Origin of the sequence: Nonomuraea sp. NPDC050536 (assembly GCF_044457685.1) — a bacterium.
Lineage (GTDB): Bacteria > Actinomycetota > Actinomycetes > Streptosporangiales > Streptosporangiaceae > Nonomuraea.
The window spans coordinates 169,625-188,105 of record NZ_JBITHD010000018.1; the positions used below are offsets into that span (position 1 = coordinate 169,625).

Consider the following 18,481-nt stretch of genomic DNA (forward strand, 5'->3'; position numbering starts at 1 on the left):
CCTCCTCGGTGGGAGCGCCCGACGATCGCGTCGTGCGCACGCGGCCCGCAGCCATCGTAATGTGCCGAGTACGGGTGTTCACGGCGGATTGGGAGACGTACAGTCACTAAATGTGACCCAAGTCATCACGCTTCTCACCGACTATGGGCTGGAAGATGGCTATGTGGCGGCTTGTCATGGAGTGATTGCTGGGATCGCTCCGGAGGCCCGGGTAATCGACGTGTGCCATCTGGTGCCTTCCGGCGATGTACGGCGGGGCGCCGCGATCCTCGCGCAGACCATCCCGTATCTACCCAAGGGCGTCCACATCGGTGCGGTGGACCCGGGCGCGGGCGGGGCGAGACGCGCCGTGGCGGTCGAGGCGGGCGGGCGGATCTTCATCGGCCCGGACAACGGGCTGCTGTCGTGGGCGATCCACGCCAGCGGTGGGGCGCGAGCGGCGTACGAGATCTGCAACGAGGAGTACTTCCTGCACCCGGTCTCGCCGACCTTCCACGGGCGGGACGTGTACTCCCCGGTGGCCGGGCGGCTGTGCTGCGGGCTGCGGGCCGCCGATCTGGGGCCGGCGTTCCCGCTGGGGAGGCTGGTGTCGCTGCCTGAGCCCACCTCGGTGATCCGTGAGGGCTCGGTGGAGGGCGAGGTGGTCTCGGTCGACCGTTACGGCAACACGCAGTTGTCGATCGCGGCGGGCGATCTGGCCGCGCTGGGCGTGCGGACAGGCGACACGCTGGGCGTGCGGCTGGGGCGGCGGCAGCTGTCGATGCCGTTCCGTGAGACGTACGCGGCGGTGCCGCCGGGCGAGCTGGTGGCCTTCGCCGATTCCGCGGGGCTGATCGCGATCGCGGTGAACGCCGGTGATGCGGCGCAGCGGCTGGGATTGCCGCCGGGCGCGCATGTTCGCCTGTCACCAACACCCTAAATGTCCCGACTTTTCCCGATTTAGTGGTGCGAAAGTGGCAGAAGGGAATTACTCCGCGTATCGGTCTGTTTACTGAAGCGTCGGATTGCAGCGTCGATCGCATGCCAGAATGCACGACCAGATCGGGCCTCCCTCCCCCCTTCTCCAGAGGTCGGCGTGTTCCAACTATCCGTCGTGCTGCTGTCCCTACTGAATCTGGTCTGGCCCTCGGCCGAGCCGCCCGTCCCCGAGCGGTGGCACGAGTGGCCGGTTTCGCGCGTCTTTCCCGATACGGTGCCCGGGTCCAGCCCCTCAGGGGCTCGGGTGACCTACGTGCTCGAGGGCATCGCTCCCGAGGCGCCCTGCCGGGAGGCGCTCCAACCTGCCGCCCTCAGGGCGCTGCCCGGCTGCCGTACCGCGCTGCGCGCCACGTACGCCGACAGCACCCAGACCTACGTCGCCACGGTCGGCATCGCCGTCCTGGACGGCAAGGGCACCCGCACTCCGCTGGCCCGCATGGGCGGCTCGGCGGCCGAGCATCTGGCGCTGGCCGGCGGCGATGCGGCGGGCATCACGGCAGCGGGGCCGGAGGGCGCCGCGTGGGCGGGCAGTTCCGGCGGGCTGGCGAGCACGGCGTGGGCCGGCGAGCCGGGTGGCTCGCTGGGCGCCCTGGTGACCTCGGGCAGCGGGCGGGTGCCGAGCGTGCGACCGGTGGCCTTCCCCGACGGCCCGGCCGAGCGGTTCGGCGAGCGGCAGTACGTGACGGGCGCGATCTCCTTCGCCAACGACCGGTACGTGGTGCTGACCGCGGCGGGATACGCCGACGGCAGGGCCTACCGGCCCGGCGTGGCGCCGCCGAGCAGGCTGGCGGGGGTCGCCAGGCAGCTGGCCGCGGAGTTGCACAGGGTCCTGACCAGATGACGCGGATGCTGGCCGGGCTGCTCCCGGCCTGCCTCACCGCGCTGCTGTTCACCGGCGCGGGTCAGGACGACGCCGACGACATCGGCTCGGCGGCCCGGGCCCGGCAGTGGCAGATCTCGGCGCTGCGCCTGCCCGAGGCGTGGAAGCTCAGCAAGGGCGCGGGCGTGACGGTGGCCGTGCTCGACACCGGCGTCGACGCGCGCCACCCCGACGTGGCGGGCAGCGTCACCGAGGGGCCCGACCTGACGGGCGCGGCCCGGGACAGGCCGCTGTGGGGGCACCACGGCACCGCGATGGCCAGTCTGATCGCCGGGCACGGCCACGGCACGGGTGACAGGGAAGGCATCGTCGGGGTGGCGCCCGCCGCGCGCATCCTGTCGGTGCGGGTCACGCTGGAGAACGGCGATCCGCTGCGCGAAAAGCAGCGCGCGGGCGGCCGCGACGGCCTGGCCCGGGGCATCCGCTACGCCGTCGACCACGGCGCCGGCGTCATCAGCATGTCGCTGGGCGGCGGCAGCGGCGCGTGGGAGGGCTCGGCCGCCGAGGAGGAGGCCGTGCAGTACGCCGTCGCGCGCGGCGCCATGCTGGTCGCCTCCTCGGGCAACGACGGCGACACCACCAACAGGAAGAACTTCCCCGCCGCCTATCCGGGCGTGCTCGCCGTGGGCGCCGTGGACAAGCGCCTGAAGGTGGCCGCCTACTCCAACCGCCAGGACTACCTGTCGGTCGTGGCGCCCGGCACGGAGATCGTCAGCGCCGACGGCGCCGACTCCTACGTGGTGGGCGACGGGACCAGCTCGGCGGCGGCCATGGTGGCCGGCATCGCCGCGCTGATCAGGTCGGCCCACCCGGACCTGTCGCCGTACCACGTGCGCATGGCCATCGAGCGCGGCACCCGGCACCGCCCCGCCAAGGGCTACGACAGCGCCTACGGCCACGGCGTGGCCAACGCGCTGCTGGCCCTGCGTGAGGCCGACCGGCTGGCCGCGCCCGCCTCGACGGCCGCGGGGCCGCGCTCGGCCTACTTCGGCGACGGCCCGCCCGCGCAGGAGTCGACCTCCCGGCTGGCCGTGGTGATCGCCATGATCCTGCTGACCGCGGGCATGTCGGCCAGGGTGATCGTGCTGCACCGGCGGCGCGGGAGGGATTCAACCTAGCAAGCGCTTGTGTGATACTCCTGCCTATGACCTTAGCGATCGACGGCTGGTTCGCCATCGACGAGGCCGGCACCCAGCTGATCGGCACCGTGTGCGCCGACTGCGGCACCGCCTGCTTCCCGCCGCAGCACGGCTTGTGCCGCAACCCGCACTGCGAGGGCGAGCGCCTGGAGGAGACCAGGCTCCCCCGCCGCGGCCGCGTCTGGTCCTACACCAACGCCTGCTACGCCCCACCGGAGCCCTACGTCGCGGCCGAGCCGTACATCCCCATCGTGCTGGCGGCGGTGGAGCTGGACGGGGCAGGGCTGGTGGTGCTCGGTCAGGTCAGGGACCTGACCGTCGACGAACTGGAGATCGGCATGGAGCTGGAGCTCACGCACGGGCCACTGGCCGACGGGCCGCTGGTGTGGATGTGGGGCAGGCCCTCGTGAGCGGCCAGGTGGTGGTGCTGGGCACCGGCATGCATCCGTGGGGCAAGCAGGGCAGGCCCTTCCAGGAGTACGGCGTGGCCGCGGCGAGAGCCGCGCTGCGCGACGCCGGGATCGCGTGGACCGACGTGCAGTTCGTGGTGGGAGCCGACACGATCCGCAACGGCTATCCCGGTTTCGTGTCCGGCGCGACCTACGCGCGGGCGCTGGGCTGGTCGGGCGCCCGCATCGCCTCCTGCTACGCGGCGTGCGCCTCAGGAGCGCAGGCGATCGACATCGCGCGCGCGCGGATCCTGGCAGGCCTGTGCGACGTGGCCCTGGTCGTGGGCGCCGACTCCACGCCCAAGGGCTTCTTCAAGCCGGTGGGCGGGCAGCGGGCCGACGATCCGGACTGGCTGCGCTTCCGGCTGCTCGGCGCCACGAACCCGGCCTACTTCGGGCTGTACGCCAGGAGGCGGATGGCGCTGCACGGCTCGACGCCTGCCGACTTCGCCGCGGTCAAGGTCAAGAACGCGCTGGCCGGGTCGCTGAACCCGATGGCCCGCTACCGCAGGACCGTCACGGCCGAGGAGGTGCTGGCTTCGCCGATGGTGGCCGACCCGCTGCACCTGATGGACATCTGCGCGACCTCCGACGGCGGCGCCGCGCTGGTGCTGGCCTCGGCCGCCTACGCCGCCGGGCTGGGCGTCACGGATCCGGTGCGGATCGCGGCGGTCTCCACGGTCACGCCGGTCTTCCCGAACACGGTGCTGGAGCTGCCGGAGTTCGCCACCGACTCCACCGCCGCGGTGCCGGCGCCTGAGCGGCCCTTCCGCGGGTCGATCGCGCTCGCCGCCTACGAGGAGGCGGGGCTCGGTCCGCGCGAGGTCTCCTTCGCCGAGGTCTACGACCTGTCCACGGCGCTGGAGCTCGACTGGATCGAGGACGTCGGGCTCTGCGGGCCGGGTGAGGCGGACAAGCTGTTGCGCGCGGGCGACACGGCGCTGGGCGGGCGGATCCCGGTCAACCCCTCCGGCGGGCTCGCCTCGTTCGGCGAGGCCATCCCCGCGCAGGCCATCGCCCAGGTGTGCGAGCTGACCTCCCAGCTGCGCGGGACGGCGGGCCCGCGCCAGGTGGAGCGCGCCCGGGTGGGCCTGGCCGTCAACCAGGGTCTGTTCGGTCATGGGTCGGCCATCATCGCCACGAAGTAGCGGGTGTCGGCCCGGAGAGCAGGGGTAGGCCATAGACTGATCACAGTCAGTTACTGACTGTAGCGGATTGTCATCGGATTCGGGGGAACCAATGATCCGCCCCATTCTCACCGCCTCGGCCGTCTTCGGCCTCGTCCTGGCGGGCGGTTCCGGCGTCGCCGCCGCCCGGACCACCACACCGCAGTACGCCGACCGCTGCCTGTACGGCCTGAGCCTGCGGGTCCTGTGCTCGCTGCCGGTCCTCGGCCAGGTGGACAAGTTCACCAGAACCGTCCCGACCTTCAAGACCGCAGCCGACCTCACCGGCGGCGCCCTGGACGCCGACACGCTGAAGAGGCTGATCAGCGCCTTCCCCGCGCCGAACGTGGACACGCTGACGAGCCTGACCCGCGCCTTCCCTGGCGCGCACGCCGACCTGGACGAGGACGACGAGGCCGACGAGTACGGCGACTGAGGCCGGACACGGCGAAGCCCCCCACGGATCACCGCGGAGGGCTTCGTCGCGCCGTCAGCCGACGTGCACCACGTCGTGCGTCTCGGCGAAGTGGCACGCGCTCTCGTGCGCCGTCCCCGGCCGGATCTGCAGCAGCGGTTCCTCCTGCGCGCAGATCTCCTGGGCCTTCCAGCACCGGGTGCGGAAGCGGCAGCCCGAGGGCGGGTTGGCCGGCGAGGGCGGGTCACCCTGCAGGATGATCCGCTCGCGCTGCTCGCGGCCCTCCGGGTCGGGGACCGGGACGGCCGACAGCAGCGCCTGGGTGTAGGGGTGCGCGGGCTTGTCGTAGACCTCGACGTCCTTGCCCAGCTCGACGAGCTTGCCCAGGTACATCACGGCCACGCGGTCGGCGATGTGGCGCACCACCGACAGGTCGTGGGCGATGAAGATGTAGGCCAGGTCGAACTCGTTCTGCAGCCGCTCGAGCAGGTTGATGACCTGCGCCTGGATCGACACGTCCAGCGCGGAGACCGGCTCGTCGCAGACGATGATCTCCGGCTGGAGCGCCAGCCCGCGGGCGATGCCGATGCGCTGGCGCTGGCCGCCGGAGAACTGGTGCGGGTACCGGTTGATGTGGTCGGGGTTGAGGCCGACCACCTCGAGCAGTTCCTGCACCTTGCGCCGGCGGTCGCCCTTCGGCGCGACCTCGGTGTGGATGTCGAACGGCTCGCTGACGATGTCGCCGACCGTCATCCGCGGGTTCAGCGAGGTGTAGGGGTCCTGCATCACCATCTGGATGTTGCGGCGCATCCGCTTGAGGTTGGAGCCCCTGGCGCGGGCCATGTCCCGGCCGTTGATCTTCACCGAGCCGGACGTCGGCCGCTCCAGCGCCATCAGCACCTTGGCCAGCGTGGACTTGCCGCAGCCCGACTCGCCTACTATGCCCAGGGTCTCCCCCTTGGCGAGCTCGAACGAGACGCCGTCCACGGCCTTGATCGCACCGATCTGCCGCTTGACCACGATCCCCTGGGTCAGCGGGAAGTGCTTGACCAGGTCGCGCACCTCCAGGATGGTCTCAGCCATCGACGACCTCCCTCCAGTAGTGACAGGCGCTGCTGCGGGAGGAGCTGATCTGATGCAGCGGCGGGACTTCGGTCACACAGGTGTCCTGACGGTAGGGGCAGCGGGGGTGGAAGGCGCAGCCGGTCGGCATGTCCAGCAGGTTCGGCGGCGTGCCCTTGATCGCGTACAGGTCCTGGCCCTTCTGGTCGACCCGGGGGATCGACTCGAGCAGGCCCTTGGTGTAGGGGTGGGCGGGCGCACGGTAGATGTCGTGCACGGGCGCGTTCTCCACGATCCGCCCGCCGTACATGACCGAGATCTTGTCCGCGACGTCGGCGACGACGCCGAGGTCGTGGGTGATCAGGATCATGCCCATGTTGCTCTCGCGCTGCAGCTCGCCGAGCAGCTCCATGATCTGGGCCTGCACGGTCACGTCTAGCGCGGTGGTCGGCTCGTCGGCGATGAGCACCTCGGGGTCGAGCGCGATCGACATGGCGATCATGATGCGCTGCCGCATACCGCCGGAGAACTGGTGCGGGTAGTCGTTCAACCGCTGCTTGGCGGCGGGGATGCGGACCCGCTCCATCAGCTCGACCGCCTTCTTCAGCGAGTCGCGCTTGGACATCCCGCGGTGCACCCGGAACATCTCGCTGATCTGCCAGCCGACGGTGAACACCGGGTTCAGCGCCGACAACGCGTCCTGGAAGACCATCGCGATCCGCTGACCGCGGACCTGCGTGCGGGCCTCTTCCGACAGCTTGAGCAGGTCGGTGCCCCGGAAGCGGATCTCCCCGCGGGGGATCCGCGCCGGCGGCATGTCCAGGATGCCCATGATCGCCTGGGCGGTCACGGACTTACCGGAACCCGACTCGCCCAGCACCGCGAGCGTCTCGCCGGGGTTCAGCGAATAGCTCACGCCGTTGACCGCGCGCACCACGCCCGCGCGGGTGTGGAACTCCACGTGCAGGTCGTCGACCGCCAGCAACGGCTCGTTACCCAGCCCTCCCTCGGCGGGCAACACTTCCGTCGTCGTGTTCTTCATGTGATCACCTGAGCTTGGGGTCGAGAGCGTCGCGTACGGCATCGCCGAGCATGATGAACGCGAGCACCGTGATGCTCAGGAACACGGCGGGGAACACCAGAGGCAGGGGCGCCTCGAGGAACCGGTTGCGCGCGTCGGCGATCATCAGGCCCCACGAGATGTCCGGCGACTGCACGCCGACTCCCAGGAACGACAGCGCCGCCTCGGCCGCGATGAACCCACCGAGGTTGATGGTGGCGATGACGATCACGGGGGCGAGCGCGTTGGGCATCAGGTGGCGGAACATGATGCGGCCGGGACTCGCGCCCAGGGCGCGCGCCGCCACCACGAAGTCCTGGTTCTTGGCCGTGATCACCGCGGCCCGCATGATGCGGAACGTCATCGGCCAGCCGAGCACGGCCAGCGCGATCACCACCAGCAGGATGCTGTTGATCGTGCCGCGGAACGTGGCGGCGATCAGCAGGGCACCCAGGATCGGCGGGATGGCGAAGAAGATCTCCGTCACCCGGGATGACAGCGTGTCGACCGCCCGGCCGTAGTACGCGGCGATCAGGCCGAGCAGGCCGCCGACGATCGCCACGATGACCGTGGTCAGCACGCCGATCACGATCGAGTTGCGCGCTCCGTAGATCGCCCTGGCGTAGACGTCGCAGCCCTGGCTGTCCTTGCCGAAGAGGTGTCCGGCGCTTGGCAGGTGCCTGGCGGTGGACAGGTCGCAGGTCTTGGCGTCGAACGGGTTGATCGAGGTGAACAGCGACGGCCAGATGGAGATGACCAGCAGGACGGCGATCAGGACCACCGAGATGACGAACATGGGCTTGCGCCTCAGGTCGTACCAGGCGTCGGTCCAGAGGCTGGCCGGCTTGCCCTCTTTCTTCTTGTGCTTGCCCGAGCCCGGCGACGGAGTCGCCATGACCTGATCCACGCTCAGCGTCTGCGTGTCCGGACGCATCGGGCCGATGTGCGGCGGGGTCTCACTCATAGCGAATCCTCGGGTCGAGCACGGCGTACATCATGTCCACGACCAGGTTGGCCACGATGTAGATGAGCACCAGGATTGTCACGATGCCGACGACGACCGGTTGCTCCCGCAGGTAGACCGACAGGTAGAGCTGGTTGCCGATGCCCCCGAGGTTGAAGATCGTCTCGGTGATGACCGCGCCGCCCATGAGGTTGCCCAGGTCGGCGCCGAGATACGTGATCAGCGGGATCAGCGCGTTGCGCAACGCATGTCTGCCGATCACCCGGCGTCTGGACAGTCCCTTGGCCGTGGCGGTGCGGATGTAGTCCGATCTCAGCGTCTCCACCAGGCTCGTCCTGGTCAGCCGTGTCAGATAGGCGATCGACGTGCCCGCGAGCACGAATCCCGGCAGCAGATAGGATTTGAAGCCGCCCGTGGTGCCCGCGACGGGGAACACCTCGAAGCCGACCGCGCCCTTGAGCCAGACGCCCAGCCACAGCTGCAGCACGAAGCCCGTCACCAGGGTGGGGACGGAGATGAGGATCAGCGTCGAGGCTAGGATCATGGTGTCCGTGGCCTTGCCACGCCGCAGCGCCGCCCACAGGCCCAGGCCGACGCCGATGATCGCCTCCATCACCAGCGCGGTCATCGCCAGGTTCAGCGTGACCTGGAACTTGCTCCCGATGAACTCCGAGACCGGGACCCTGGCGAAGGTGGTGCCCAGGTCGCCGCGGAACAGCACGCCGCTGATGTAGTACCAGTACTGCAGCAACAGGGGGTCGTTGAGGTGGTACTGGTCGCGCAGGATCTGGACGATGTTGGGGTCCATCCGCTTCTCACCGGCCAACGATGCGATGGGGTCACCCGGCAACGCGAAGACGACGGTGAAGATGAGCAGCGTGGCACCCATGAGCACAGGTATCGCCTGTAGCAGGCGCCTAATTACATATCGGGCCATTCAAGCCTCCGTACATGCCTAGAGGACAGCCGCCGGAGCCCGAGGGTTACGTGCTCCTGGGCGGCTGTCCTCTAGCGGACCCTCAAGGGGATCGTCAGGACTTCTCGACCTGCGGCCAGTCGATCTGGTTGAGCAGGTTGACGTGGACGTTCTTCACCTTGGTGGAGTAGCCCGAGTTGTTCCGGTAGAAGTACACCGGGATGTACGGCATTTCCTTGAGCAGGATGTCGTCGGCGGCCTGATACTGCTTCAGCGCCTCCTCAGGGGACGAGGCCTGGTCACCCTTGGCGACCGTGGCGTCGAAGTCCTTGTTGGAGTAGCCGGCGTAGTTCGAGCCGTTGGCGATGGCGCCGGTGGAGAAGATCGGGGTCAGGTAGTCCTCGGCGGACGGGTAGTCGATCGCCCAGCCCATGCGGAACATGCCCTTGTACTTCTTGCCCTGCAGGTCGTCCAGGATGGCCGCGAACTTCTCGAACGGCCTCACCGTGACCTCGACGCCGAGGTTGGCGCGCAGGTTGTTGGCGACGGCCTCGATCCACTCCTTGTGCCCACCGTCGGCGTTGTAGCCGAGCTCGAGCTTCTGGGGGCCCTTGGCCGCGGCGTACTGCTCCTTGGCCTTGGTGGGGTTGTACTCACAGGCCGTGCAGGCGCCCTGGCGGTAGCCGGCGATGGCGGGGTTGATGAAGTCGTCGGCCGGGGAGCGCGTGCCGGAGAAGACCGTCTCGGTGATGGTCTTCCTGTCGATGGCCATCGAGATGGCCTCGCGCATCTTGACGTCCTTGTAGTCCGGGTTGTACTGCAGCGGGAAGCCGATGTAGCCGACGCCGGCGTCCGCCTGGTCCTGGTAGCGGTCACCCAGCACGGTCTTCGCGCTCGCGATCGCCGACGGGGGCAGCGAGTCGTGGATGTCGAGGTTGTCGGCCTGCAGGTCGTTCCAGGCGGTCTCGGAGCTCGTGTAGATCTTGAACTCGAGCTTGGTCCAGTTCTTCGGCTTGGCGCCCTGGTACTTGTCGTACACCGACAGCTCGAGAGTCTGGTCGCTGCCCTTCTTGTAGGGCTTGTCCAGCTTGAACAGACCCTGACCGATCGGCTTCTCACCGAACTCGGCGGTGACCTTGCCGTCGGCGCCGAAGGCGGCCTTGGGCAGCGGGTAGAACGACGTGTAGCCCAGCATGGTCTTGAACTGGGAGAACGGCGCGCTCAGCGTGACCTGGAGCGTGCTGTCGTCGACGGCCTTGAGGCCCTTCATCTCCTTGGTCGCGACCTGCTTGCCCGTGCCCGGGTTGAGGTCGGCGTAACCGTCGATGCGGCCGAAGAAGTAGCCGCCGTTCTGGGCGTTGTCCTGGTTGGCGCCGAAGTTCCAAGCGTCCACGTAGTTCTGGGCGATGAGCGGCTCGCCGTTCTGCCACGTGTAGCCGGACTTGAGCTTGATCGTCCAGACCTTGTTGTCATCGGTCGTGATCGACTGGGCGACTTCCTCGACCGGGTTCTTGTTCTCGTCATAGCGCACCAGCGGTGCGAAGATGGCGGCCAGAACCTCGGAACCCTCGGTCTCCGTGGTGTTGGTGGGGATCAGGGTGTTCTGCGGCTCGCCTAGTTCCATGCGGACTGGGGTCTCGCCACCAGCCGCAGTCGTGTTGCCGCTGGTGGAGCCGCCGCCACACGCGGCAAGCGCGAGGGCCAGCAGCGCGGTACCGGCGACGATCTGTGCGCCCTTAGTAACACGCATGGTGAAGAATTTCCTCCCTCTACAGGTGGGCGTAAGCGCTGAGCTGCGTGCTTCTGATGCAGCCTGACGGAGGTCCTGGTAATCCCCCGGCTTTGGCTGACATGGTCAAACCAGCCGACGCCCTGCCAGTCGATCGCGACTATCCCTCAAGAGTTGCCACCAGCGCGTCTCTGCCACATTGCAGTTCGGTCACACGTGTCGTTATCCAGCGTCACAGACATATCCCGTAATGGCCCCACTAGCGGGTAAACAGGACGCAACCTGACAGGTCGCCTGGAGGAACAGTTGGGTAAAAGTACCCTCGAGCGGACAGTGCTCGTGCCGTTCCCGTCACGGCCGGCTTCGCTGAGCTACCGTTGAACCTGTCTTGACTGTGCCTTGGAACCGTTCCCGTCAAGACGTCGTCCAACTGACTGCGCCCGAACCAGCCATGGCGGGCACCCCATCGACCCGGATCCAATAGAGTCCATGCCATGAGCCAGCCGGAATCCGCAGTCGCGGACGCCCAGGCGGGCGGCCGAAGCGGGCAGGAGCCGCTGGCCAAGCTCGCCGAGAGATACGGACTTCGCCGTGCGATCGCCCGGCCGAGGTTCCCTGTCTACATGCGCCAGCTGCTGCAGCGACGACACTTCATCCTGACGTACGCCACCTCGCGCAACGTCTCGAAGTACTCCAGCTCGGCCCTCGGCCAGCTGTGGCAGGTGCTCACCCCGCTGCTGAACGCCGCGATCTATTTCGTGATGTTCGGCGTCATCCTGGGGGGCAACAAGCACATCGACAACTACCCGGCGTTCCTGCTGACCGGGATGTTCATCTTCACCTACACCCAGCGCTCGGTCACCGCGGGGGCCAAGTCCATCTCCGGCAACCTGTCGCTCATCAGGGCGCTGCACTTCCCCCGGGCCTCGCTGCCGCTGGCGTACACGATCCAGGAGCTGCAGCAGCTCGCCGTCTCGATGGGCGTGCTGCTGGTCCTGATCGTCATCACCGGAGAGCTCCCCACCTGGTACTGGCTGCTGCTGCCGGTCCTGCTGGCGGTCCAGTCACTGTTCAACGTGGGCGCCAGCCTGGTGATGGCCAGGGTCGGGGCCGGCGTGCGCGACATGAACCAGCTCCTGCCGTTCATCATGCGCACCTGGCTGTACGCCTCCGGCGTCTTCTTCTCCATCGAGGACAGGATCCACCAGGCAAAGCTGCCCGACTGGGTGGCCAAGCTGATGTATCTCAACCCGGCGGCCTCCTTCATGGAGTTCGGCCGTGACATCCTGCTCAAGGACCAGGGGCCGCGGCTCTGGGTCCTGGGCAGCTGCGTATTCTGGGCAGTGTTCGCACTCGGCTTCGGCTTCTGGTACTTCTGGCGCGCCGAGGAGAGGTACGGGCGTGGCTGAACTGATCGAGGAGTTGTCAAAGGTGAAGGGCGAGGAGCCCACGGGCATGCGACCCGTGGACGCCCCGACGGGCACCCCGACCGTCATCGTCGACGACCTCCACATCGTCTACCGCGTCTACGGCGCGGCCACGGACGCGGAGAAGGGCAACGCGGTCAACGCCCTCACGCGCATCCTCAAGCGGCAGGGCAGGCCGCAGATGAAGGAGGTGCACGCCGTCCAGGGCGTGACCCTGGTGGCCTACCACGGCGACGCCATCGGCATCGTGGGCCGCAACGGCTCAGGCAAGTCCACGCTGCTGCGCGCCATCGCCGGCCTCCTGCCGCCGCACAGCGGCGGCGTCTACACCGACGGCCAGCCCTCGCTGCTGGGCGTCAATGCGGCCCTCATGCGCGAGCTCACCGGCGAGCGCAACATCGTCCTCGGCTGCTACGCGATGGGCATGACGCCCGCCGAGGTCAGGGAGAAGTACCAGGAGATCGTCGACTTCTCCGGCATCGACGAGTTCGTTCAGCTGCCGATGTCGACGTACTCCTCCGGCATGGGCGCGCGCCTGCGCTTCGCCATCTCCTCGGCCAAGACCCACGACGTGCTCCTCATCGACGAGGCGCTGGCCACCGGTGACCGCGACTTCCGCAAGAAGAGCGAGGAGCGGATCAAGCAGATCCGCGAGTCCGCGGGCACCGTCTTCCTCGTCGCCCACGACCTCAAGGTCATCGAGGAGACCTGCAACCGGGTCATCTGGCTGCACAAGGGCAAGATCAAGATGGATGGCGACCCGACCGAGGTCATCGCCGCCTACAACAAGGGCTAGAACCCCGCTCAGCGGTACGGCTCGCGCCGCTCTCTCGGCATGCCCGACAGTCGATCACGTGTGCGGAAACTCGCGCGACACGGGGGGCAAACGACTGACACCGAGACCCGTGTTCCGATAGAATTCGAACGTTAATTCGACCCCAAGGGACACTGATGGAGTGGGGGCGCGCGATGGGAGAGCTCTCGACTGCGATCGACCACCTGGCCATCGAGGATGTGACCGAGATTCCCCGGGTGCAGCTCGCGGAGCAGCTTCTCGATTTGCACTGGCAGATGGCAAGACTGCAAGCCCAGATAGCCCGGCGCACGGGCGTCCGTCTTCCCTGACCGCAGCATTTCACCCAGCACGGCATCCGCCTGCCCTGCGACATGACGAAACCGCCGGCCCTCCGCGAAGGGTCGGCGGCAGGTGCGCCCCCGACAGCAGGCCACTCTGCAGCGCGGCCTGCTGTTCGGGGGCAGCCCCGGACCAGGGGCGCGTCCGCCCCGGTCCGCCATGAGGCCGATGCGCGTCCGCAGCTGACCTCGATGCCCGCGCGGTCGACCGCGAGAGCAGCGGCACCAGGCCCTCTCCGACCGACGCGTCGGTCCTTCCTTCCATCCCGGGCATCCGGCGTGCTCGGCACTGAGCACGCCGGCCGCCCCAGTACGGGCCGGTCCCTGCGCCGCAGGCGACCCGCACGGCTGCGTACGGCGCGCAACGCATCCCGCCACGGAGCGTTCCCGACGCCGTCGCACGCCCGCGCATCGCGCCCAGCGAACGACTCCGACACCGTTGTGCGGCGTTTCCCCGACGGCCGTTGTGGGGCCGTTCGGGGGATGATTTCCGGCGCTCGCGGCGGTCTCCGGCCGAGCATGCGGCACGCCCGCCGTCAGGCAGGCGTCCCTCCCGTTGCATCCTCATGCCGGATGACCGTGGCCAGGCCTGCGGCACGTTCGCCATCTGGCGAGCGCCCCTCCCGTTGCAGACCCCGTGCCGGATGACCGCGACGCCCAAACCGAGGCCGCGGCACGCTCACGCGTCCCTCCCGTTGCGAACCTCGTGCTGGACGTGTCCGGCCCGTCCTCACCTGACATCCGCCTCACACCGGACTCCGGTGTCCGCACGCGGGCTTTCCGTCGAAGCCCACGGCGGCCGGCGTCACGGACGCGAGGCGGTCGCTCGCTCAGCGCCCGATGGCCGTCACCGCTGCGTTGGTCGTTCCCAGCGTGTCGCCGACCGCGCTCGGATTGACCCCGGTGCCCGGCAGCGAGCCGGCCGCGTTCTCGACGAGCGGGGCGACCTCGTCGAGCGCTTGGCCGCCGATCCTCTGCGCCATGAAGTGCATGAGCGGAGCCGCGCCGAGCTGGACGATCTGCCCATCCAGCGGGATGAGCCCACCCGCGCGTGCCGTACCGCTCATGTGCGACTTGGCGGCGCCACTGGCGAGGGTGGCCGTGCGGCCGCCCAGCTTGGCGAGATCGGCGGCGCCGAGGGGCAGGGCGGAGGAGGTGACGCCGCCCAGCACGCCGCCCAGCGGCGAGGCGCCGACCATGCCCGACGGCGTGGTGCCCAGGTGCTCGGCCTGGCCGGCGGCCGGTGAGCCGATGTCCTGCGTCCGCAGGCCGTGCGGGACGCCGGCGCCCTCCAGCGGGATTGCGCCGGTGCGGAGCGGAACGCCGAGGCCACCCAGCGCCGACTTACCGGCGCCGAGGCCTCCCAGCGGGGACACCGCGCCGAGGTTCCCCAGGGGACCGACGGCGCCGAGGACGCTCTTCAGGCTCCCCAGCGCGCCGCCCACGCTGTCGCCGCTGACGCCGCCCCGGAGCGGAGTCAGGCTGCCCGTCACGGTGTTGAGCGGGTCGTCGCCCGCGGGCGACGAGATCGTCTGTGCCTGAGCGGGTATCGACAGCGCGGCTGCCAGCCCGAATGTCGCGACGGCGACAGCCGTCTTGATTACACGATTCATGATTGCCTTCCCGGCTCGTGATCGCCCGCTTTCGCGAATTGCGAATAAGCGAATCGATAACCCCCGAAAGCCGCGGCGTACACGCTCTGGGCACCACACGAAGCGCGCCGTCCCGGCTGAGCTACTGACGCAGTTGTATCACCACTGCGAGCCGCGCGCCGGAGCCGCAAAGCCCGCTGTACGCGGGCTTGACGCAGCTTTGAGCGATCGAGAAAAGGGGGGCGGGTCAGGCGACAAGTCGGGACATGGCGGGGTGCCATTCCGGATATTCCGTCGACGTCTCCCAGCGATTACCGGCACTTCATCCCCGGCCCCGCGACAACGCATGGAAAACAATTGTCACGGGGCGGGGGTTCAGATTTTCCGGTCGCTGGACACGCGCTTTGCCGCTCAGGCCGACAACCGCGTGTCCTCCGCGACTGGTTCGAACGGAAAACGATCCGCGAAGGCGGGCCGCAGATCGGTCAGCCAGACCGCCCGCGGGTCGTAGCGTGCGAAGAACGGCCGACCCACCAGCGAGGGGTCCCGTGCCTGAATGAAGTGGAGCACGAAGACCTGCTGGCCGGCGATCTCGGTGACGCCGTCGACGCAGACTTTGCCCGGCGTGGCCGACATGGACGGCCCCCGGACGGTCCTGCAGAGTCCGGAGACGCTCGCATAGGCGTCCCTGAAGACCTCGTAGGCCCTGGCGAGCGGCACGGCGAAGTAGTCCTGCGGGCCGGTGTCACGCTCGACGAACATGTAGTACGGAATCATCCCCATCGCTAGTTGCTTGCGCCACATGCCCGACCAGATGGCCGGGTCGTCGTTGATCGACCTGATCAGCGGCGCCTGGGTCCTGATCGTGGCACCGCTGGCCAGGATCCGCTGGACCGCGGAGCCGACCAGCTCCGGCTCCAGCTCCCGCAGGTGCGAGAAGTGGGCCATGAAGGCCAGGTTCTTGCCCCGGGAGACGACCCGCTCGAACAGGCGCAGCGTGTCGTCGGCGTCGGGGTCGGTGGTGAAGCGCTGCGGCCAGTAGGCCAGCGACTTGGTGCCGATCCTGATCGACTCCAGCTGCTCGACCTCCAGCAGCGGCTCGATGTAGCGCTTGAGCACCGGCTCGCCCATGATCATCGGGTCGCCGCCGGTGAGCAGGACGCTGGTCACCTCCGGATGCTGTCCGAGGTAGGCCACGAGTTGGTCGATGTCGTCCGAGGCGAACTTCAGGTCCGCATCGCCGACGAACTGGGCCCACCGGAAGCAGTAGGTGCAGTAGGCATGACAGGTCTGCCCCTGCTTGGGAAAGAAGAGCACGGTCTCGGGGTACTTGTGCTGCATCCCCGGCACCGGCTCGAGGCCGATCCGCGGCACGTTGAGCTCCATCTGGCCCGCCGGATGCGGGTTCAGGTGCTGACGAACCTTGTTCGCCTCTGCCTGCACCTCGGCGTTGGGCGCTTCCGCCTTGAGCAGGTCGGCCAGCCTGGACACCTCGGCGGCCGGAAGCATGTCCTCCTGCGGGAAGACGAGGCGGTATATGGGATCGTCGGGCGCGGCCGACCAATCTATGAGTTCATCCACGACGTAGGCGTTGGTCCTGAAAGGCAGCACCGTAGCCACGGCGCGCACCCTCAGACGCTGCTCCTCGCCGAGCCCCGCACGCTGCAGGAGCTCGTCGAGATGCTTGGACGTATAGGCCCGGAAGCGTCGTGTTCCTGCCTGGTTCAAGATCACTAGGCCTTTCCCATCTTTTTTGTTCGATCGGATGTAAACCTCACGACCCTGTCGCGCGTCTACGGTTCTTATACCCGGACGCTGCCCGGACTACTTCCGGTTCCGCTGGGGCCCAAGTTTCTGGAGAGGTTTCACCACTCGCGACATATCGCGAATGTGCGTACACTCCTGAACCGTGACCGACGATCCGTCTCTCCGCGCCTCCGACGCCGACCGCGACCACGTGGCCGCGATGCTCGGCGAGGCACTCGCCACAGGAAGACTCACCAGCGTCGAGCACGCCGACCGCCTGGAGGCCGTGTACACGGCCAAGACGATGGGCGAGCTCGTCCCCATCACCCGGGATCTGCCCGAGGTGTCCGCCACGTCCGCACCCGTGTTCGTCGAACAGCAGACGATCAACTCGACGTTCAGCAAGATCATCCGCAAGGGCCGCTGGGTCGCCTCCCGCAACACCAAGCTCACGGCCCGCTTCGGCGCGCTCATCGTGGACCTGTCCAACGCGGTGCTGCCCGGCAGGGAGATCACGCTGGAGGCCGACGCCAGGTTCAGCAAACTGATCGTGCGCGTGCCCGACAACGCCCGCGTGATCGACGAGGGCGCCTCCCTGTTCGGCAAGCGCAACGTCACCGCCGGCACCGAGGGCGACGGCCCGCTGATCCGCGTCACCGGTCGATCCATGTTCAGCAAGGTAATCGTGACGAGGGGCGTATCAGACTGGAACCTCGCATAAAGGAATGGGTCGCCGACCAGCCTGACCCCGGTCCCGCCTACGATGCGGAGTACGAGGTGACCATTTGGCAGAGAGCAGGCCGGTCGCGCTGGACGCCATGGGCGGCGACCACGCGCCGCACGAGATCGTGGCGGGCGCGGTCCACGCGGTCAGGCAGCGCGGCGTCCAGGTCGTGCTGGTCGGCCCGCCCAGGATCCTCTACGAGGCGCTCGCCGAGCACGACGCGACCAGGGAGATCCCGATCGTGCGCGCCGAGGAGGCGCTGGCCATGGACGAGGGCGCGCTGGCCAGCCTGCGCCGCCCCCGCTCCAGCATCGCGATCGCCTGCCTGCTGGTACGGCGGGGCGACGCCGGCGCCGTGGTCTCGGCGGGCTCCACGGCCGGCATCGTGGCCACGGGCAGGCTCCGGCTGAAAGGCCAGCAGGGCGTGCTGAGACCCGCCATCGCCGTGGCGCTGCCGACCACGCCGAGCCCCACGATCCTGCTGGACGCCGGCGCGAACGCCGAGGTCAAGCCGGAGATGCTGGTGCAGTTCGCGCACCTGGGCTCGGCCTACGCCGAGACCGCCTTCGGCATCACCAAACCGCGGGTGGGACTGCTGACCATCGGCGCCGAGGCGGAGAAGGGCGACAAGGTCGTCAAACGCGCCCACGAACTGCTGTCCGGCTCGCCCGCGCTGAACTTCGTGGGCAACGTCGAGGGCCACGACCTGCTCACCGGGATGGCCGACGTCATCACCACCGACGGCTTCACAGGAAACGTGGCGCTCAAGACCATGGAGGGCGCTGTCCGCTACGCCTTCGACCAGCTCAGGCAGACCATCGACGAAAGTAGGGTGGCCAAGCTCGGAGCGCTCATGCAACGCTCAAGGATCAGACGGCTCTACACGCGGCTGGACTCCGAGGCGCACGGCGGAGCCGTGCTGCTGGGACTGAACGGCACGGTGGTCATCGCGCACGGCTCGTCACGGGCGCAGGGGATCAGCGCCGCCTGCGAACTGGCCAGGGACCTGTCCGCGAGCGGCATCGTGGCGAGGATCGGCGAACGAATCTCGTCAACCCCCCGAACGCACCGCATCTGGTAGATCTTGGGTGGTTCCGCAA

The 18,481-nt window shown here is 68.6% G+C and carries 18 protein-coding genes; 11 read left to right on the forward strand and 7 right to left on the reverse strand.

Annotation, left to right across the window (positions count from 1 at the left end; all coding sequences use genetic code 11):
• The first annotated feature begins 112 nt into the window (after nucleotides 1-112).
• The 6 genes from ACIBHX_RS39150 (at nucleotide 113) to ACIBHX_RS39175 (ending at nucleotide 5,048) form a co-directional block, all read left to right on the forward strand.
• A complete protein-coding gene (locus ACIBHX_RS39150; RefSeq protein ID WP_397072511.1) occupies nucleotides 113-919 on the forward strand; it encodes an S-adenosyl-l-methionine hydroxide adenosyltransferase family protein in 807 nt (268 codons plus the stop codon).
• A 156-nt stretch (nucleotides 920-1,075) separates the two neighbouring features.
• A complete protein-coding gene (locus ACIBHX_RS39155) occupies nucleotides 1,076-1,819 on the forward strand; it encodes a hypothetical protein (protein WP_397072512.1) in 744 nt (247 codons plus the stop codon).
• On the forward strand, nucleotides 1,816-2,976 hold the full coding sequence (locus tag ACIBHX_RS39160) for a S8 family serine peptidase (RefSeq protein WP_397072513.1): 1,161 nt from the start codon (nucleotides 1,816-1,818) through the stop codon (nucleotides 2,974-2,976). The genes ACIBHX_RS39155 and ACIBHX_RS39160 overlap by 4 nt, the downstream gene beginning before the upstream one ends.
• A 26-nt stretch (nucleotides 2,977-3,002) precedes the next feature.
• A complete protein-coding gene (locus tag ACIBHX_RS39165) occupies nucleotides 3,003-3,407 on the forward strand; it encodes a Zn-ribbon domain-containing OB-fold protein (RefSeq protein ID WP_397072514.1) in 405 nt (134 codons plus the stop codon).
• Entirely contained in the window at nucleotides 3,404-4,594 is a 1,191-nt protein-coding gene (locus ACIBHX_RS39170) for a lipid-transfer protein (RefSeq protein WP_397072515.1), read from the forward strand. Before ACIBHX_RS39165 ends, ACIBHX_RS39170 begins: the two co-directional genes overlap by 4 nt.
• A gap of 91 nt (nucleotides 4,595-4,685) precedes the next feature.
• Complete coding sequence (locus ACIBHX_RS39175; protein ID WP_397072516.1) at nucleotides 4,686-5,048, forward strand: hypothetical protein; 363 nt, start codon at nucleotides 4,686-4,688, stop codon at nucleotides 5,046-5,048.
• A 54-nt stretch (nucleotides 5,049-5,102) separates the two neighbouring features.
• On the opposite strand, the gene ACIBHX_RS39180 is transcribed toward ACIBHX_RS39175, so the two are convergent.
• The 5 genes from ACIBHX_RS39180 to ACIBHX_RS39200 form a co-directional block, all read right to left on the reverse strand.
• The gene (locus ACIBHX_RS39180; RefSeq protein ID WP_397072517.1) at nucleotides 5,103-6,110 is read right to left on the reverse strand and encodes an ABC transporter ATP-binding protein; all 1,008 of its coding nucleotides are present in this window, start codon (nucleotides 6,108-6,110) and stop codon (nucleotides 5,103-5,105) included.
• Nucleotides 6,103-7,131 carry an ABC transporter ATP-binding protein gene (locus tag ACIBHX_RS39185; RefSeq protein ID WP_397072518.1) on the reverse strand — a complete coding sequence of 343 codons (1,029 nt, stop codon included), beginning with the start codon at nucleotides 7,129-7,131 and terminating at the stop codon, nucleotides 6,103-6,105. The genes ACIBHX_RS39180 and ACIBHX_RS39185 overlap by 8 nt, the downstream gene beginning before the upstream one ends.
• 4 nt (nucleotides 7,132-7,135) lie before the next feature.
• Nucleotides 7,136-8,113, reverse strand: coding sequence for an ABC transporter permease (locus ACIBHX_RS39190; protein WP_397072519.1), 978 nt, complete (start codon nucleotides 8,111-8,113; stop codon nucleotides 7,136-7,138).
• A complete protein-coding gene (locus ACIBHX_RS39195) occupies nucleotides 8,106-9,050 on the reverse strand; it encodes an ABC transporter permease (protein WP_397072520.1) in 945 nt (314 codons plus the stop codon). The genes ACIBHX_RS39190 and ACIBHX_RS39195 overlap by 8 nt, the downstream gene beginning before the upstream one ends.
• Nucleotides 9,051-9,144: 94 nt before the next feature.
• Nucleotides 9,145-10,779 (reverse strand): ABC transporter substrate-binding protein, encoded by a 1,635-nt coding sequence (locus tag ACIBHX_RS39200; protein WP_397072521.1) that lies wholly within the window; start codon nucleotides 10,777-10,779, stop codon nucleotides 9,145-9,147.
• A 473-nt stretch (nucleotides 10,780-11,252) separates the two neighbouring features.
• Here ACIBHX_RS39200 and ACIBHX_RS39205 point away from each other — a divergent pair, with 473 nt between their 5' ends.
• The 3 genes from ACIBHX_RS39205 to ACIBHX_RS39215 all read left to right on the forward strand — a co-directional run bounded on the left by ACIBHX_RS39205 (nucleotide 11,253) and on the right by ACIBHX_RS39215 (nucleotide 13,310).
• Entirely contained in the window at nucleotides 11,253-12,167 is a 915-nt protein-coding gene (locus ACIBHX_RS39205) for an ABC transporter permease (RefSeq protein WP_397072522.1), read from the forward strand.
• Between the two features lie 46 nt (nucleotides 12,168-12,213).
• Nucleotides 12,214-12,981 (forward strand): ABC transporter ATP-binding protein, encoded by a 768-nt coding sequence (locus tag ACIBHX_RS39210; RefSeq protein ID WP_397072536.1) that lies wholly within the window; start codon nucleotides 12,214-12,216, stop codon nucleotides 12,979-12,981.
• 155 nt (nucleotides 12,982-13,136) lie between these two features.
• Nucleotides 13,137-13,310, forward strand: a complete 174-nt coding sequence (locus ACIBHX_RS39215; protein WP_397072523.1) for a hypothetical protein — start codon at nucleotides 13,137-13,139, stop codon at nucleotides 13,308-13,310.
• Between the two features lie 839 nt (nucleotides 13,311-14,149).
• On the opposite strand, the gene ACIBHX_RS39220 is transcribed toward ACIBHX_RS39215, so the two are convergent.
• Both ACIBHX_RS39220 and ACIBHX_RS39225 read right to left on the reverse strand, forming a co-directional pair.
• Nucleotides 14,150-14,932 (reverse strand): hypothetical protein, encoded by a 783-nt coding sequence (locus ACIBHX_RS39220; RefSeq protein WP_397072524.1) that lies wholly within the window; start codon nucleotides 14,930-14,932, stop codon nucleotides 14,150-14,152.
• Between the two features lie 390 nt (nucleotides 14,933-15,322).
• Nucleotides 15,323-16,645, reverse strand: a complete 1,323-nt coding sequence (locus ACIBHX_RS39225) for a KamA family radical SAM protein (RefSeq protein WP_397072525.1) — start codon at nucleotides 16,643-16,645, stop codon at nucleotides 15,323-15,325.
• 175 nt (nucleotides 16,646-16,820) lie between these two features.
• On the opposite strand from ACIBHX_RS39225, the gene ACIBHX_RS39230 reads away from it, so the two are divergent.
• Both ACIBHX_RS39230 and plsX read left to right on the forward strand, forming a co-directional pair.
• The gene (locus ACIBHX_RS39230; protein ID WP_397072526.1) at nucleotides 16,821-17,378 is read left to right on the forward strand and encodes a DUF1707 domain-containing protein; all 558 of its coding nucleotides are present in this window, start codon (nucleotides 16,821-16,823) and stop codon (nucleotides 17,376-17,378) included.
• Nucleotides 17,379-17,442: 64 nt separating this feature from the next.
• Nucleotides 17,443-18,462 (forward strand): phosphate acyltransferase PlsX, encoded by a 1,020-nt coding sequence (plsX, locus tag ACIBHX_RS39235; protein WP_397072527.1) that lies wholly within the window; start codon nucleotides 17,443-17,445, stop codon nucleotides 18,460-18,462.
• Nucleotides 18,463-18,481: the final 19 nt, after the last annotated feature.